The following is a 16,935-nucleotide window of genomic DNA, read 5'->3' on the forward strand; positions in this document are numbered from 1 at the left end:
TTACGATTACGACATAGATATAGTCGAATTAGAAATACCAGAAGATCATATTCATATGGTCGTAAGAAGTGAACCAAAAATGTCACCTAGTCAAATCATGCAGGTGATAAAAAGTATTTCAGCCAGAGAGTTTTTCAAATTATATCCAGATATTAAAAGACGTTATTTCTGGGGTGGGAAACTTTGGACTCAAAGTTATTTTGTTGAAACAATAGGAAATGCAACAGAAGATACTATTCGTAAATATGTGCAAAACCAATTGATTGAATTAGATAAAAAAGAAGTTCACGGAAGTCAGCTGGGACTCTTTTAAACTCGGTCGCTTGCGGCCGATTCTTTTATCGAAAGTTTTTGATTCACATCTAATAACTTCTTTAATACTGTCGCCATCTTATACGGAGGTATAAAACCCTGACTAAATTGGGATAACTCTTGATCAACACGCTGCAATTTTTGTTTTGCCAACTCAATTTCATTGCGTAATTGTAGGGTGTAATCTTGTGTGAGTGCATGATTAAACATGTCTATTTTCACTTTCCCTTGGCTTAAAGACTGATTTTGCCTTTTAATTTGCTTTTTGTTATTAGCAAGTTGTGTATGTAAAGGTGATAGCACAAACCAAATACTTAAATAAAGCACTAAAAATAAGCCTATGCCTAATACTAAATATTTCTCACGGCTTTGTAGTTGCGTTAACTTTTCTGACCAAACCATCCATTGCTCTTTCATGGTTGGTCTCCTTCAACTTCTGCTGAAATACGTGTTGCTACACGAAACTCAACTTGTTCACCTTCATTTTCATTCGTAAATTCAATAATAGAAAATGATTTTCCTGAGAAAAATGAAGATCTTTTTAATCCATCAAACCAATGAGGTAATTTTGAAGGAACTTGTGTTAAACCCTTAAGTTCAATTTCGTGATTTACAAATTGAAATTCAGTTAACCAAATATCATTATGATGATATTCAGCTAAATCAGACATCACATCCGCATAACTTGTTTTATTGTCTTTATTACGGCCAGCGATATATTCAAATACCATTTTTTTGTGTTGATGCTCTTTGTTTAATTTATTTAGCTGTTGTGATAAAAAATTCTTATCTTGTTTAACTGAAAGCGCAGCCTGTAATTCGTTTATACTTGCATTTTGCTGGTCTACTTTTTGTTTTATGTGCGTTAACGTTTTTTTAGTATCAGCATTTACATAAAATAAAGCTCCCGTATAACCAATGCAAATGATAAGTACAACAAGCCAAGAAGCTACGATATTAGTTAAACTAAGTGGGTCTTTTATGGGTCTTAAATCATCTAGATAGAGATTAATGCGTTGCTTCATTTTCACTCCCTATCAGTTCCATTACAGCACTAATTGAAAAATGTAATTGTTCATTTTGGCCCATACAATGAGGTAAATGGCTTTTAAACTCCATAACTTTAACAGGGAAATGTACTTTTAATTGTTCAACAATTTCAGGTAAATGCTCGCAAGGCAGATGTAATTGCAATGACTTTAATGGGGGTTGTTTCAGCTGGCTTTCAAAAAAGTCGATTGAACGCTGAACTTCTAAACTAAATGAGTCTAGTAGTCCCATAGAAAGATCTTCCATTGCCATCGAAGGTAATCGCGTGAAACCACGTAATCTACGTGAAAACACTAAACTTCCTTCTCGAATTATTTGAATACTGGGTTCTTGACCTAATTGCTGATACACAATTAAATTAGCTGCACTTTCTATTTCAAGCAATCCAGTTAAAGCCAACTCTTCACATGTTATATGCTCAAGTTCCGCTTTACTTTTTTGAACGCTATTAATAATTGGCATTAGAATTGTTTTATTGGCAACAAACACAGATATTTTTTCCTGCCCTCCTTGTTTTATAGGGTTTTCAATAAAATCAGCAATAATGCTTTCAGCGGGAATAGTGACTAAATCTTTCACTGTCCAAGGTAATGATTGTTTAATTTCGTTTAATGACAGATTTGGTTTATCCATTTGTACTATCTGATACATATGAGAAGGCAGTACCACAGCTACCTTAGCAACTTCGACATCAAGCCCATCGATGCATAATGTAATGCTCGTTGATAGTTCAGACTCATTGTTATATGAGATGATATTTTCAGCTACCACTAACCACTGGTCTTGTTTAAGTTCAAGACTCACAGCTATAACTTTATCCAGCTGAATCACCAGACCAATATAGTTAGTATTATTTTTACCTTTTGTTAAAAAAGGAAGTCGCGAAAGCAAGTTTTTTATCATATGTTGTTATAGTCATTATTCATAAAAAATTAATTGAACCAGCGCCCAGTAGTTAAAATTATCAAAAATCTACTCAAGATAGCAAGTAGTTTAAATTTAAAGAATTTAAGACAAAATTTATACTAACAGAAACTATTCTATAACACATTTAGGAAGTGCTAATTTTACAAATAAAAATCAAAAAACAAGCAAAATAGACTATTTACTCAACACAATAAAAATGTTATTGAAATGTGTATTTATCATATTTTATACTTTAGAAAATGCAGTTAGTTCTTGCAATGGCTCAGCAAAATAATGCCCCTGAGCACCAGTTACACCTAATTTTTTCAACATGTCTAATTCTACTTTTTGCTCAACCCCTACCGCAAAAACAGGTAAAAAATATAGTTTAGCAAATCGTGTGATCTGCTTTATTTTTTGCTGTTTTTCAATATTACGATTAATGTTATGTACTAAGTTATAATCTAACTTAAGTGATTTTATATTATATTTAATAAATAAATCATGCTCTAAGCCTAAGTCAATAATAGCACCTTCGACTTTATCTAAAATAAGTGTTACTTCATATTCTTTCAGTAAAAATAAAACTTGCTGCAATTGATTATCAATATTTAATAAGTCAGCCTCTGCTATTTCTAATATAATATTTTTATGCATTTTAGTTTGTTCAAATAATTCAATGAGCCAATTAAAAAAACTCCTTTTCAGCCAATTCACTTGATGTATATTAATGCTAATTTGATGCATACTGCTTTCAGTTTTAATCACTTTAACAACTTGCTCTATTATTTCCTGGTCAAGTTGTAGCATTTGCTGTTCAGATTTTATAGCTGGTAATAATTGTGCTGCATTTAGCAAACCTAAAGTTTTATGTCGCACCCTCAGTAAAGCCTCATGCTGTAAAATATCCCCATTAAATAAAGAAAATACAGGTTGGAATAATAATATATAACGTTTTTTTTCAATATAATCTGATATATCATTTGGCGTTAGGGCAAACAGCTGAGTTTGTGTATGATTATAGGAATAACAATAATATGATAGCCATTCACTCGACTTAGAAACCATTAATGCAGACTGAGCTAATTGATATACCATCATTTGATCAGCACCAAAACCATAATTACACACCCCCATTTTTAAACTGTTAATTACATTATTTTTTATAACATCAGGGTTATACATTTGTATTTCGGTTGTTTTATCTAATAATAGTTCATGTAGTTTTTGAATACATAAGTCTACATTTACTGTTTTTATTTGCTTTAAAGTAATTGTTAAACTGTCAGTATTGAGTATCTTAATAGAGATTTGTTTGACTTCAGTTAAATTTGTTTTCAAATCTGACTTCAGTTTTATTAAAAACTCATCATCTATATTACTTTGAGGTGACTGGACTATAACAAAAAGACTTTTTCCTGTTGTTACTGATGTTTTAGTTGCTAAATATTTTTTATTAACTTCAACGCCTAATAAAGAAGCACTCAATTTAGGCTCATCGTTTATAGCAACTCTTGGTAACTGAGGCATTGGAATTTCACGCTTTGTCATTTCACTTTTTTCACTCTTTATTTTTTCCGTAAAAAAGCGAAAAAAATGCAATGATTTATAAAGCTTCGCAAAGAATTTCAGTAGTCTTGCCATAAGATACTTGTAAAAATATAAAGCAGTAAAACAAGTGTTGTTCAACAATGACGGGAATTCAAGCATAATGTGAATATGTTTTTAACTTTTATATATGGCTAATACATACTTCTATAGTGATTAATTCAATAAGTTAGCAACTTCTTAAAACAAATTAATGTTAGATATAAAAAAACCTGCAAAAGCAGGTTTTTAAATAATGATGTCTCTACGTTTTAAATTTTTAAAACGGAATATCATCATCAAAATCAATTGGTGGCTCCATAGGAGCTGAAGCAGTGCCTGCATTTTGAGGTTTAGGTGCAAAGCCCCCTTGCTGCGCTGGCGCTTGCTGTTGTGGCGTAAAACCACCTTGCTGCGCTGGCGCTGACTGCTGTTGTGGCGCAAAACCACCTTGTTGAGCTGGCGCTTGCTGCTGCGGAGCAAAACCACCTTGTTGAGCTGGCGCTTGTTGCTGCGGTGCAAAACCACCTTGCTGTTGTTGTGGTTTTTGGAAGCCGCCTTGTTGCTGTTGTGCAGGTTTTTGGAAACCACCAGCTTGAGCGCCATCATTACGACCACCTAGCATTTGCATTTGACCACTGAATTGATCAACAACGACTTCTGTCGTGTATTTGTCTTGGCCTTGCTGATCTTGCCATTTACGTGTCTGTAATTTACCTTCAACATAAACCTGAGAACCTTTACGTAAATATTCACCTACAATTTCAGCTAATTTGCCAAAAAATACAACTCGGTGCCATTCAGTTTTATCAACCATTTGACCTGTATTTTTATCTTTGTAGCTATCTGCTGTTGCTAAAGTAATGTTTGCAACTGCACCGCCATTAGGCATATATCTTACTTCTGGATCTTGGCCTAAATTACCAACCAGTATTACTTTATTTACACCGCGAGCCATTGAGTACTCTCCTTTTATTTGGTTTATGCTGCAACGATTTCTCGTGCTTGTTCAAGGTCAAATTCTTTATCTTTAACCTTTAAATATGTTCTATTCTCTTCTAAAACAACCGTCGCTTCAACCACACCTTTTAATACAACTAAACGTGCGGCTAAGTCTTGTGCTTGTTGTTCAGTATCAATTTCTGATAATAAACTGATTAATTTACTTCTAGGTGGAATTACCATGCCCGAAGCGATAGCCAGCCATATTACCCCAACCAAGGCTGCTGCGGCAAATACTGATTGCGCAGAATCAAAAGAAGCGATGAATCCGCCGAGGATGCCCCCTAAAAATGCACCAAAAAATTGCCCCGATGAAAATACCCCCATCGCAGATCCTTTTTGGTTGGCGGGCGCCATACGAGACACCATAGCTGGCATAGTTGCTTCTAAATAATTAAAAGCAATAAAATAACCCAACATACATGCTGCTACGCCCCAACTTGATTCAGACACTAAGGTCAAGGTCATTAAGCTGGCAACCATTAATGCAATTGAGCCTATGAATGCTTGTTTTTCTTTTTCTTTTTTAATAGCGATGATCATAATAGGCACCATTAAAAAGAAAGCTAAAAATAATACCGGAATATAAAGCTGCCAATGTTGCTCTGCTTTTAATCCGTCTGAAATTAATTGACTTGGCAATACTACAAACATAGCAGTTAAAGTTAAATGTAAAACCATTACACCAAAATCTAATCGCGCTAACTGTGGGTTTCTAATAATTTTTTTTATATCATCAAATACAGCTGATGTTTCACCTTTTGGTGCACGGTTTACAGCTGTAGGGACTAAAGTAAGCACAATAACAATACCTGCGATTGCGAGCATGGCTGTCAACCAGAATATACCACTCACACCATAAGAATTAGCAACGATTGGACCTAATAACATCGCAAATGCAAAACTCAGCCCTATGCACATACCAATCACAGCCATTACTTTTGGTCTTTGCTCATCTCGGCTCAAATCTGCAGCCAGTGCTAATACTGTACTCGCGATTGCTCCCATACCTTGTAAGGCACGACCTAAAGTTACAACATATATAGAGTCAGCCATAGCAGCAATTAACGACCCTACTGCAAACATAATTAAGCCAGCCACTATGACGCGTTTTCTACCGTATTTATCCGACAGCCACCCCATAGGTACTTGTAATAATGCTTGTGTTAAACCATAAGCCCCAATAGCTAAGCCAATCCATAAAGGTGAAAAACCTTCTAATTCTTGACCATATATAGCCAATACAGGCATTAGCATAAATAAACCTAACATGCGAAATGCAAATACACTGGCTAAGGTTACTGCAGTACGTTTTTCTAGCGCATTAAGGGAAGATGAACTCATATTATTTTTAGCACTTATTTATATAATAAATAGGGAAAGATTAATTGCCGAGAGTTTAACACATATATTTAGCACACAGCTCACAAAAATTTGATCTCAACTGAAAATATTCTTTATTTTGATCAAAATAAAACAACTGTATAAATATCCACTAAAAAAGTAATTTGGGGCTAGGATTATTTGCACATTATGAGATACTAAACACAATTCCCATAAAAACCAAAAGCGATGAGCATGGATCAAATAGACGTTAGAGGCGCAAGAACCCACAACTTAAAAGACATAAGCCTAACAATACCAAGGGATAAACTAATAGTTATTACTGGCTTATCGGGCTCAGGCAAATCTTCACTCGCTTTTGATACTCTATATGCCGAAGGACAACGCCGCTATGTTGAGTCTTTATCTGCTTATGCGCGCCAGTTTTTATCTTTAATGGAGAAACCTGATGTGGATCATATAGAAGGTTTATCACCTGCGATCTCTATTGAACAAAAATCAACATCACATAATCCGCGCTCAACCGTGGGAACAATTACCGAGATATACGATTATTTACGTCTTTTATTTGCCAGAGTTGGCGAACCTCGATGCCCCACACACCATTTACCCTTAACAGCACAAACGATTAGTCAAATGGTTGATCATGTTTTAGAGCTAGAAGCGGGTACTAAAATCATGGTACTCGCTCCTGTAGTGACAGAACGAAAAGGTGAACATGTAAAGCTTCTAGAGCAACTCGCTGCTCAAGGGTTTATACGTGCCAGAATTGATGGTGAAGTTTGTGACTTATCGGATCCACCTACATTAGAGTTACATAAAAAGCATTCTATTGAAGTTGTTGTCGATCGCTTAAAAGTTAAAGATGGTTTGCAATTACGCTTAGCTGAATCATTCGAGTCTGCATTAACTTTATCAAACGGTGTGGCACAAATCGCTTTTATGGATGAACCTGAACGTGAACATATCGTTTTTTCAGCTAATTTTGCCTGCCCAAGCTGTGGGTATGCCATGACAGAATTAGAACCAAGATTATTTTCATTTAATAATCCTGCGGGGGCTTGTCAAACTTGTGATGGTTTAGGTGTAAAGCAGTTTTTTGATCCTGCTCGTGTGGTACAGAATCCTGAACTCAGTTTAGCTGGCGGAGCAATCAGAGGTTGGGACAAACGCAGTTTTTATTATTTCCAAATGCTGCAAGCTGTTGCCGAACACTTTGAGTTTGATCTTGACACCCCGTTTCAAGACTTGCCAAAAAAAGTACAAAAAATCGTATTAACAGGCTCAGGAAAAAAAGAAATAGAGTTTAAATATTGCAACGACCGTGGTGATATTGTAGTGCGTAATCATGTTTTTGAAGGCGTGATTAATAATATGAGCCGTCGCTATAAAGAAACAGAATCAAACTCAGTACGTGAAGAATTATCAAAATATCAAACAAATCAAGATTGCCCGAGCTGTTCAGGCGCTCGCTTAAAAGAAGAAGCCCGAAACGTCTTTATTGGACAAACCAACCTGCCAAAAGTCACTCATATGAGTATAGGCGAGGCAACAACATTTTTTGACAACCTAAAACTCACAGGACAAAAAGGTCAAATTGCCGATAAAATACTGAAAGAAATCAAAGACAGATTATCTTTTTTAGTTAATGTTGGTTTAAATTATTTATCACTAGAGCGCAGTGCAGAGACTTTATCAGGCGGTGAAGCGCAACGTATTCGTTTAGCAAGCCAAATTGGTGCTGGTCTTGTTGGTGTCATGTACGTTTTGGATGAACCCTCAATTGGTTTACATCAAAGAGATAATGATAGATTACTTAAAACACTCACCTATTTACGAGACTTAGGCAATACAGTGATCGTCGTTGAACATGACGAAGATGCAATTCGCTGTGCAGACCATATTATAGATATAGGTCCTGGTGCAGGTGTCCATGGGGGGTATGTTATTGCCGAAGGTCAATATGATGACATCATAAATTGTAAAGACTCACTTACCGGGCAATATCTATCAGGTAAAAAAGAAATCGCAGTGCCTAAAAAGCGCCACCTATGTGATAACAGCCCAGATGGTAAATGGTTAGAATTATTTGGAGCCAGTGGTAATAACTTAAAAAATGTAGATTTACGTATTCCATTTGGACTCATGACCTGTATCACAGGTGTATCAGGGTCAGGTAAATCTACACTTATAAATGATACTTTGTATAAATTAGCTCACACAGAACTTAACGGTGCTACCACAGCTGAAGCTTCTGCATATAAAACAATTAAGGGTCTTGAGCATTTTGATAAAGTAATCGATATTAATCAGAGCCCAATAGGGCGTACTCCGAGATCAAACCCTGCAACTTACACTGGAATTTTCACTGCTATCCGTGAACTATTTGCTGGTACTCAAGAAGCCCGTTCTCGAGGTTATAAAGTTGGCCGGTTTAGCTTTAATGTAAAAGGTGGACGCTGTGAAGCATGTCAGGGTGATGGCATGATCAAAGTAGAAATGCACTTTTTACCTGACGTATACGTACCTTGTGATGCCTGTAAATCACAAAGATATAACCGCGAAACCCTAGAAATAGTGTATAAAGGCAAAAATATTCATCAAGTCCTTGATATGACTGTTGAAGATGCTTACACCTATTTTGATAAAATCCCAGCAATTGCGCGTAAGTTACAAACTTTAATGGATGTTGGTTTATCTTATATTCGTTTAGGTCAATCAGCTATTACACTATCTGGTGGTGAAGCCCAAAGAGTCAAACTTGCTAAAGAGCTATCCAAAAGAGATACCGGAAAAACCTTATATATTTTAGATGAACCCACAACAGGTTTACATTTTCATGATATTCAACAGTTATTAGCGGTATTACATAGATTAAGAGATCACGGTAATACCATGGTGGTGATTGAGCATAACTTAGATGTGATAAAAACGGCTGACTGGATTGTTGATTTAGGCCCTGAAGGTGGTTCAGGTGGCGGTGAAATTTTAGTTGCAGGTACACCTGAAGACGTCGCAACTCATAAAACCTCATTTACCGGGCATTACTTAAAGCCTTTACTCAAATGAAATAAATAAAAAGTAAGGCCGTATAAACACGGCCTTATGTATATTATTTTTTAGTCTTCAAGCAAATGTTCACTTAACAATTCTTTTTCTTGATCAGATAGTGCTTGTGCTTTTTTCTTATTAAAATCATATCTTACAACAACTGTTTTACCTAAGGCACATTGCTCATTATGTTGCCACGCACTTTGTTCTATAACAAATGAACTGTTCCCAATGCGACGAATAGCGGTTTTAATTTCAACCTCTTGCCCGTAAAATAACTCACCTTGAAACTCTACTTCTATTTTAGCAATGATTAAGCGCCATTTTTGAGGATCTAAATCTGGAGTAAAAAATTTAAAAATAGGCGTTCGAGTCGCTTCAAACCAAACAGGTAGTACGGTATTGTTAATATGCCCTAATGCATCCGTTTCAGTGAAACGTGGCAGTATTTTTTCTATAAACATGGTTACACCTAAAATACAGGTTCTCAAAGAAGAACCTTAAATAATAAATTAAAAAGGGATCTCATAAATGTCAGATCTGATACGTACATATGAAAATGCACTTAGCCCTGAGTTCTGTGACAACTTTATCAAAATTTTTGAACAAAGCCCCCATTTAAAACAAGGAACTACCAGTGGTGGTATCGATTTAGCTAAAAAAGATAGCAAAGATCTGTATTTAAGCATGTATCCTGAATATACAGAATATAACAAATACATGTTAGGTGTGACCGCTGAAAAAGTTTTTGAATATATCACAGACAACTTTTTAATTATGATAGGTGCATTTGGTTTAACTGTATATCACCCAAAAACAGGTGAACCAACCAATTTAACAATCGATAATTTTGAAGAAGTGGGTAAGCCACAGGTATCAACTTTAGTACAACAATTGTTTAGATTAGGCCCCATCCAAGCTCAAAAATACCAAAAAAATAAAGGTGGTTACCCTTATTATCATAGTGAAGTTTACCCACAAGCAGGCAATAATGATGCACTTCACCGTGTATTAGCATTTATGTTTTATTTAAATGATGTCGACGAAGGTGGTGAGACTGAGTTTTATTATCAAAAGAAAAAGCTAAAACCAACCCAAGGGACTATGGCTATTTTCCCTGGTTATTTTACCCATACACATAAAGGTAATATCCCGATATCAAATGATAAATATATAGTGACCTCTTGGGTGTTATTTAATCCAGCAGAAAAAATTTATGGCACACCTCAAACGAATCAAAAATAAACGAGAAACAGTTATGTTTAAAAAAGTAATATTTGCCTTATGTGCGATGGGAGTCTCTCAAAATACATTGGCTGAACCGTTAGATAAAAAATATATCAGTTATTTAGGCCCCATTGCACCACTGAACCAATTTAAACCTTATGAAACAGCGCAACAAAATGAAATCATTAATAACCTATTACCTCATATAGAGAAAACAGATAAATCGCTATCTATATTTGGTGAAAAACTGACTTGGAAGCCTTTATCTAAATTAAGCGCTTTAACAGAACCAGGATTGCAAGCCATTAAATTGACTTTATCTGTTAAACGTTTTGTTGAAGGGAAACTTAAAACACAGGGTATAGAAAAAGCGAGTCTATTTATCAATAGTCAAACATTAAGTGACAATGACGGTACTTATAATTTGAGCTTAACACCTGGCGATCATCAAGTTGTTATTATTGCTGAAAAAGTAGCTGATTGGAACAAAGTAGTTCTTGATTTTGAAGGTAAAGCAGAGCATGACAAAGTCACACTCTCTACAGATGATTTACACCCATTATCAGCACAACAATTATATGATGCAAAAGTCATTTCAGACCTAAGCTTATCCCCCGATGCTAAGCAAATGGTGTGGACGAGCTTGGCTTATAATAATAAATCAAAAAATAATGCAATTCGCGCCTCTGAATTATTAGATAAAAAAACACATTTAGTACGCTATCGCTGGGAAGATGGTAAAGCATCAAACTTTATTTGGAGCCCAAATAATAAAAATCTTGTTTATCTCATTGATGGAAAACTGAAACAATTAAACAGAAAGACCTTAGCCATCTCTACATTAAGTGATAATTTAACTGGCGCCAGTGGTTTTGAATATTTTGATGATACAACACTGATTTTTAGTTGGAACAAAACAGCTAAAAAAAACGAATCTCTTACTAAGCATTATAAAGGATTAGAAGACCGATGGTCGTATGCCCGCAATAGCAATCAAGTGCATTTATTAGATTTAAACTCAGGTATTGTTCGTCAAGTAAGCTCACCAAAATTTAGCCACACACTTGAAGACTTTAATGCCAATACAGGTAAAGTATTACTAAGTCGCAATCCAATAAATTATGCAGCACCACCGCATATGTTAACTGAATTAGTAGAAGTATCACTTAATGATAACTCAGAAAAACTAATAGGAAGTTACCGTACGTTTAATAGTGCACAATATGCAAAAAATGGATTTTACATTAGCGCAGGCCCTGCATTTATGAATGGCGCAGGTCAAAACCTCCCTAAAGGAATGCTACCAAATAACTACGATGGTCAGCTTTATAAAGTAAGTGCTGATGGCAAAAAAGTAACAGGCATTTCTAAATCGTTTAACCCATCCATTGGTCATTTTGAAGTTTTGAAAAATGATGACATTGTTTTATCAGTTACTGAAAAAGATACGCGCCAACTTTATTTATTTGATGAAAGCAAACGTCGTTTTAAAAAATTAAAGACACAGCTTGATATAGTCGAAAAATTCTCATTATCTGCGGCGAAAAAACCATCATTGCTATATTCTGGTACTAACGCCTCCAATCCTCAAAAAATCATGCAACTCAATCTAGCTAAAAACAGAAGTAAAGTCTTACTTGACTCTCAAACGCACTTTTATCAAGACTCTGAAATTGCTACTTTAGAAGAGTTTAACTTTGTAAATAAAGACAAAGTTGAAATTACAGGGCGTGTTTATATTCCTCATAATTTAGATAAAACTAAAAAGCACCCTGCACTTGTTTATTATTACGGTGGTACTTCTCCGGTAACAAGAGGTTTCACTGGCCGTTACCCTTTTAATTTTTGGGCTGCTAACGGCTATGTAGTATATGTATTACAACCAACTGGTGCCACAGGGTTTGGCCAAGAGTTTTCGGCGAAGCATGTTAATGCCTGGGGTAATTATACTGCCGATGACATTATCAAAGGTACAGGCGAATTTCTAAAAGCCTATCCATATGTTGATGCCAAAAAAGTAGGTAATTTAGGGGCTTCTTATGGTGGCTTCATGACCATGTTACTTGCTACTCAAACTGATATATTTAGCGCATCAATTTCCCATGCTGGGATCTCAAATATAACGTCTTATTGGGGACAAGGTTGGTGGGGTTACTTATATTCAGGTGAAGCATCAAAAGGAAGTTTTCCTTGGAATAACGCCAAATTATACAGTCAACATAGCCCAGTATTTAGTGCAGATAAAGTAACAACCCCATTATTATTAATACATGGCAATGCCGATACTAATGTACCACCTGGTGAAAGTCATAACATGTATACCGCACTTAAGTTATTAGACAAAGATGTTGAACTGGTTGAATATAAAAATACAAACCATCAAGTATTTGCTCGAGATAAAAGGTTTCATTGGTGGAATACTATAATGGCCTATTTTGATAAGAACTTAAAAGATCAGCCTCAGTGGTGGGATCATTTGTATCCAAATAAATAGATCTAAACATGAGTGCGATTACAGATCGCACTCATTTTGCTCCTATTAACAACATAAATTGATACATATCAAGCACCATTAAGTTTATACCTAAAACACCTATAACTGCGACATTTTGCCACACTCAAAAGTGAAACCTTACCTATATACTGCACTCGTTGTAATCAAATATTACTAGGATTGTGAATATGTTATCAAATAAGACCCTTATTGCTCTAGCGTGCAGTACTGCACTTTCTCCCTTTTTAGCGACTCAAGCACAAATAACAAAAAATATTGAACATATTGAAGTAACGGGATCCCATATAAAACGCGTAGATCTTGAATCAGCTAGCCCAGTAACCATTATTAATGCTGCAGATATTGCACTTTCAGGGATCTCTAGCGTAGAAGAGTTGTTACAAGAAATGACTGCTTCAGCAGGACCCGCAGGTAATGCAACTAATGCCTATTGGACAAGCAATGGTTATGCGACTGCACAAATCAACTTACGTGGCATGGGCATTAAGCGAACATTAGTTTTATTAAATGGCCGCAGACTAGTCGCTGGCGGTACAGGTGCCAATGATAGCCCTGATCTTAATATGATCCCGGTAGCCTTAATTAAACAAGTTGAAGTATTAAAAGACGGAGCTTCAGCAATATATGGTGCAGATGCTGTTGCTGGGGTTGTCAATATTATTACAAAACAAGACTTTTCTGGTGCGGAACTCACAGCAAAAGCTGGTAGCACAGATCAAGGGGACGGTAAAAACCAAGAGTTCAATCTTATTTTAGGTGGCGATTTCGACCGTGGTAATGCGGTTATTAATTTTAACTACGTAAAAACGGGTAGCGTTTTACAATCAGCGCGCAACCCTTGTCCACTCACTGAAAATAATGGCAAACTTGAATGCTTTTATTCAGGCAGAACAGCTGGAGGTCGTGCTCTATTAGCTGATGGTTCAGAGGTACAGTTTAATCAAGACTTTAATGGTGATGGTAATGCTTACGAAACTTATAACAATAGCAAACATGGTTATAACTGGTTTGAATCTCTAAACTCATATAGCCCTATGCAAAGGTTCAATTTTGCAAGCCTAGTAAACTTTAATATTAACGATAATTTACAGCTCAGTAGCGAGCTCATATATGCAAAACGAAAATCAGAACAAATCGTAACGCCCCGCAGTTTTAAAAATTTCGAAGTTGCTAAAGATTTTATCTATAACCCGACAGATCAAGATTTAACACTCAAGAGCCGCAGAAATACTGAAGTAGCAGATCCTGAGTTTTATCAAGAAACGGATACCATCCAAGCAAACTTTGCATTAAACGGCTCTTTAACTAACGATTGGCAATGGCAGCTCAGTTATAATTTTGGCCGCAATACAGGCGTTGATGGCTGGAGCTATGATATGAATGACGAAAAAGTTGCGCATACCTTAGATGCTTCAATATGTAGTGTTGATATCAATGCTGCGATCCCTTGTGGTGACTATTTTGGTATAAATGAATTATCTCCCGAAGTCATTGATTACATCACTTATCAAAGAGAAGGAAGTGGTGGTAATGAAATGCGTGCCTGGTCTGGCCAATTAACCGGAGATTTAATTGAGTTAAATGCAGGTTCTCTGGCTTTTGCTTTTGGCTTAGAGAGCCGTAGTGAAAAAGGTTGGCGTAATCCCGACTCTATTGCACAACTAAATGGTGAAGAGGATGCAATAGCCGGAAAGTTTAATGTGAAAGAAGCCTATTTGGAATTATCAGTTCCGTTATTAGCAGATGTTGATTATGCAAAGTCTCTCAGTACAGATATCGCCATTCGTTATTCAGATTATTCTACTTTTGGTTCAAATAATACGTACAAACTAGGTTTAACTTGGCGTATAAATGATGCTGTTATGCTCAGAGGTGTAAAATCTACGGCATTTAGAACGCCAACCATTTCCGAGTTATTTGGTGGTACAAATTCTGAAAATCTCATCACAATTGATCCCTGTGAAAATGCAACAGGCACTATTCTAACCAACTGTACAAATGCAGGGGTGCCTATAAGTTTTGAACAAGATGGTTCAACCATCAAAACAGGTGTCGGCGGCAATCCAGAAGTAGGTCCAGAAACCGCAAATACCTTTACATTAGGCGCAGTAATTCAGCTTCCAATCGCTGATGATCTATCTTTAACAGTAGATTATTTTGATATAAAAATTGACGATGCAATTAATTCAGTTGCAGGTTCTAATATGCTGCGCTTATGTTACAGTGATCCAATAGCATACGCTGGTTATTGCCAAAGCTTCTCTCGCGATACGATCACTCATCAAGTCACTGCACTTGAAAAAAGACCTATGAATGCAGCTAATGAGCATGTAAATGGCATTGATTTCAATATTGCTTATAAATCTGAGATAAACAACTATCAACTGAATATCAACTGGGATACAACACATTTATTAAAACATGAAAATACGGCTTTTGCTGGTGCTGAAACTGAGGTTTTACTCGGAAAGATCACAGCTGATCGTGGTAGTTTTACTAAGTGGAAATCTAATCTAAATGCAAAAATACATATTAATGCGTTGCAACTAGGCTATAGTTTACGCTTTATAGGCAAAGCCGATGATGAAAATGGTGGCGGTCCTATTGGACAAACAGTTCCGAGTATTAGCTACCATGATATTCAAGCAAACTATCATGCGACCGAGACATTAAATTTATCTATGGGGATAGATAATTTATTTAACAAACAGGCCCCTTATTTAACGTCTTGGAATGACGCCAATACTGATGTATTCACTTACGATACCGTAGGACGCAGAGGTTATATCAAAATGAATTATCGTTTTTAGCAGCTACACTTTAAATAACATCAAAGGCTACTGACAGTTTTTGTCAGTAGCCTTTGTTATAGTATTTCTTAATTACTTATATTTACTTAATTAAGGATAACTATGATAGAGCTTCATCAATTCCCGCCTGCTTTTGGATTAGCTAATGCCAGCCCATTTGCCATAAAATTACAAGCTTATTGCAAGCTTGCAAAAATCGAATATAAAAACCATTACCGAGTCGACAGCCATAAAATGCCAAAAGGTAAGCTTCCGGTTGCTATCATTGAAGGTGAAATAGTGGCCGACTCAAGCATCATAATTAAACAGCTAGAACAAACCTATCAATTAGATGCTTCACTCACCGAAAAACAACACGCACAAGGTTATTTATTACAACAACTTTGTGATGAACAACTTTATTGGGCGCTCGTTTATAGTCGTTGGCTAGATGACGATTTTTGGCCTGTTAGTAAACAAGAGTTTTTTGGTAAGTTACCAGTAATACTAAAGTTATTTGTACCAAAGCTAATGCGAAAAAAAGCTATAAATAATTGTTTAGGTCAAGGCATGGCCCGTCATAAAAAATCTGAAGTATATGCAATGGCCAATAAATCAATTGATGTATTAGCCAGTTTACTTGGGGACAGTGATTATTTTTTACATAATCAAATGACCAGCTATGATTGCGCTATTTATGGCATACTCACTAATTTTTTAAACGGTGGATTAGAAACTCCCATTAAAAAGCACCTAATTACACATTCTAACTTAGTGGAATATATTGAGCGTTGTAACAAAACATCCGGTATATAATTCACAAAACAAAAAACCCGACACATTGCTGTATCGGGTTTCTCTTATTAGGAGCCTGGCGATGTCCTACTTTCACATGGGAAACCCCACACTATCATCGGCGCTGTTTCGTTTCACTACTGAGTTCGGCATGGAGTCAGGTGGGTCCAAAACGCTATTGTCACCAAGCAAATTCTTTTCATCTTGCTTTGTTCTTGTTTTTGTCTTTAATAATTCGGTCTGCTGATACAGATTTCGTAAAAATATTCTACTTTAGTTAACACTAACTTCTTGCTTGTCACTATCACACAAACCACTTTGGCGTTGTATGGTTAAGCCTCACGGGTAATTAGTACA

General features: G+C 36.0%; 13 protein-coding genes and 1 rRNA gene. 6 read left to right on the plus strand and 8 right to left on the minus strand.

The genetic code is table 11. The annotated features are described in order from the left end of the window. On the plus strand, window positions 1–313 hold a 313-nt coding region (gene tnpA, locus BM088_RS25290; protein ID WP_091991493.1), incomplete at its 5' end, for an IS200/IS605 family transposase. Here the strand turns inward: tnpA and gspM are convergent. The 6 genes from gspM to BM088_RS25320 all read right to left on the minus strand — a co-directional run bounded on the left by gspM (window position 310) and on the right by BM088_RS25320 (window position 6,201). Continuing rightward, a complete protein-coding gene (gene gspM / locus BM088_RS25295) occupies window positions 310–729 on the minus strand; it encodes a type II secretion system protein GspM (protein ID WP_091991495.1) in 420 nt (139 codons plus the stop codon). The two genes, tnpA and gspM, sit on opposite strands and share 4 nt — an antisense overlap. Beyond that, window positions 726–1,337: a PilN domain-containing protein gene (locus BM088_RS25300; protein ID WP_091991497.1), complete on the minus strand. Its 612-nt coding sequence runs from the start codon at window positions 1,335–1,337 to the stop codon at window positions 726–728. Before BM088_RS25300 ends, gspM begins: the two co-directional genes overlap by 4 nt. Continuing rightward, window positions 1,321–2,265, minus strand: coding sequence for a hypothetical protein (locus BM088_RS25305; RefSeq protein ID WP_091991499.1), 945 nt, complete (start codon window positions 2,263–2,265; stop codon window positions 1,321–1,323). Before BM088_RS25305 ends, BM088_RS25300 begins: the two co-directional genes overlap by 17 nt. Before the next feature lie 249 nt (window positions 2,266–2,514). Then, window positions 2,515–3,819, minus strand: coding sequence for an EAL domain-containing protein (locus BM088_RS25310; protein ID WP_177208179.1), 1,305 nt, complete (start codon window positions 3,817–3,819; stop codon window positions 2,515–2,517). A gap of 316 nt (window positions 3,820–4,135) precedes the next feature. Continuing rightward, window positions 4,136–4,813 (minus strand): single-stranded DNA-binding protein, encoded by a 678-nt coding sequence (gene ssb / locus BM088_RS25315; protein WP_091991503.1) that lies wholly within the window; start codon window positions 4,811–4,813, stop codon window positions 4,136–4,138. A gap of 23 nt (window positions 4,814–4,836) precedes the next feature. Beyond that, window positions 4,837–6,201: an MFS transporter gene (locus tag BM088_RS25320; RefSeq protein WP_091991505.1), complete on the minus strand. Its 1,365-nt coding sequence runs from the start codon at window positions 6,199–6,201 to the stop codon at window positions 4,837–4,839. A 234-nt stretch (window positions 6,202–6,435) separates the two neighbouring features. Here BM088_RS25320 and uvrA point away from each other — a divergent pair, with 234 nt between their 5' ends. Continuing rightward, the gene (gene uvrA, locus BM088_RS25325; RefSeq protein WP_091991507.1) at window positions 6,436–9,270 is read left to right on the plus strand and encodes an excinuclease ABC subunit UvrA; all 2,835 of its coding nucleotides are present in this window, start codon (window positions 6,436–6,438) and stop codon (window positions 9,268–9,270) included. A gap of 50 nt (window positions 9,271–9,320) precedes the next feature. Here uvrA and BM088_RS25330 read toward each other — a convergent pair whose 3' ends face one another. After that, a complete protein-coding gene (locus BM088_RS25330; RefSeq protein ID WP_091991509.1) occupies window positions 9,321–9,716 on the minus strand; it encodes an acyl-CoA thioesterase in 396 nt (131 codons plus the stop codon). A gap of 67 nt (window positions 9,717–9,783) precedes the next feature. Here BM088_RS25330 and BM088_RS25335 point away from each other — a divergent pair, with 67 nt between their 5' ends. From BM088_RS25335 to BM088_RS25350, 4 genes are all read left to right on the plus strand, one after another. Further along, on the plus strand, window positions 9,784–10,497 hold the full coding sequence (locus BM088_RS25335; protein WP_091991511.1) for a 2OG-Fe(II) oxygenase: 714 nt from the start codon (window positions 9,784–9,786) through the stop codon (window positions 10,495–10,497). A 13-nt stretch (window positions 10,498–10,510) separates the two neighbouring features. Beyond that, entirely contained in the window at window positions 10,511–12,973 is a 2,463-nt protein-coding gene (locus tag BM088_RS25340; protein ID WP_091991517.1) for an alpha/beta hydrolase family protein, read from the plus strand. Window positions 12,974–13,161: 188 nt separating this feature from the next. Beyond that, complete coding sequence (locus tag BM088_RS25345; RefSeq protein ID WP_091991513.1) at window positions 13,162–15,804, plus strand: TonB-dependent receptor; 2,643 nt, start codon at window positions 13,162–13,164, stop codon at window positions 15,802–15,804. A 102-nt stretch (window positions 15,805–15,906) separates the two neighbouring features. Next, window positions 15,907–16,599 carry a glutathione S-transferase family protein gene (locus BM088_RS25350; RefSeq protein ID WP_091991515.1) on the plus strand — a complete coding sequence of 231 codons (693 nt, stop codon included), beginning with the start codon at window positions 15,907–15,909 and terminating at the stop codon, window positions 16,597–16,599. A gap of 53 nt (window positions 16,600–16,652) precedes the next feature. Here BM088_RS25350 and rrf read toward each other — a convergent pair. Continuing rightward, window positions 16,653–16,767: ribosomal RNA gene (gene rrf, locus BM088_RS25355) — 5S ribosomal RNA — on the minus strand. Window positions 16,768–16,935 lie beyond the last annotated feature (168 nt).

This window comes from Pseudoalteromonas denitrificans DSM 6059 (assembly GCF_900112265.1).
Classification (GTDB): domain Bacteria; phylum Pseudomonadota; class Gammaproteobacteria; order Enterobacterales; family Alteromonadaceae; genus Pseudoalteromonas; species Pseudoalteromonas denitrificans.

Coding starts and splice junctions, on each gene's coding strand:
- BM088_RS25350 (WP_091991515.1), top strand. CDS start 15,907: ATGATAGAGCTTCATCAATTCCCGCCTGCTTTTGGATTAGCTAATGCC.
- BM088_RS25305 (WP_091991499.1), bottom strand. CDS start 2,265: ATGATAAAAAACTTGCTTTCGCGACTTCCTTTTTTAACAAAAGGTAAA.
- uvrA (WP_091991507.1), top strand. CDS start 6,436: ATGGATCAAATAGACGTTAGAGGCGCAAGAACCCACAACTTAAAAGAC.
- gspM (WP_091991495.1), bottom strand. CDS start 729: ATGAAAGAGCAATGGATGGTTTGGTCAGAAAAGTTAACGCAACTACAA.
- BM088_RS25345 (WP_091991513.1), top strand. CDS start 13,162: ATGTTATCAAATAAGACCCTTATTGCTCTAGCGTGCAGTACTGCACTT.
- BM088_RS25335 (WP_091991511.1), top strand. CDS start 9,784: ATGTCAGATCTGATACGTACATATGAAAATGCACTTAGCCCTGAGTTC.
- BM088_RS25330 (WP_091991509.1), bottom strand. CDS start 9,716: ATGTTTATAGAAAAAATACTGCCACGTTTCACTGAAACGGATGCATTA.
- BM088_RS25340 (WP_091991517.1), top strand. CDS start 10,511: ATGTTTAAAAAAGTAATATTTGCCTTATGTGCGATGGGAGTCTCTCAA.
- BM088_RS25310 (WP_177208179.1), bottom strand. CDS start 3,819: ATGACAAAGCGTGAAATTCCAATGCCTCAGTTACCAAGAGTTGCTATA.
- BM088_RS25300 (WP_091991497.1), bottom strand. CDS start 1,337: ATGAAGCAACGCATTAATCTCTATCTAGATGATTTAAGACCCATAAAA.
- ssb (WP_091991503.1), bottom strand. CDS start 4,813: ATGGCTCGCGGTGTAAATAAAGTAATACTGGTTGGTAATTTAGGCCAA.
- BM088_RS25320 (WP_091991505.1), bottom strand. CDS start 6,201: ATGAGTTCATCTTCCCTTAATGCGCTAGAAAAACGTACTGCAGTAACC.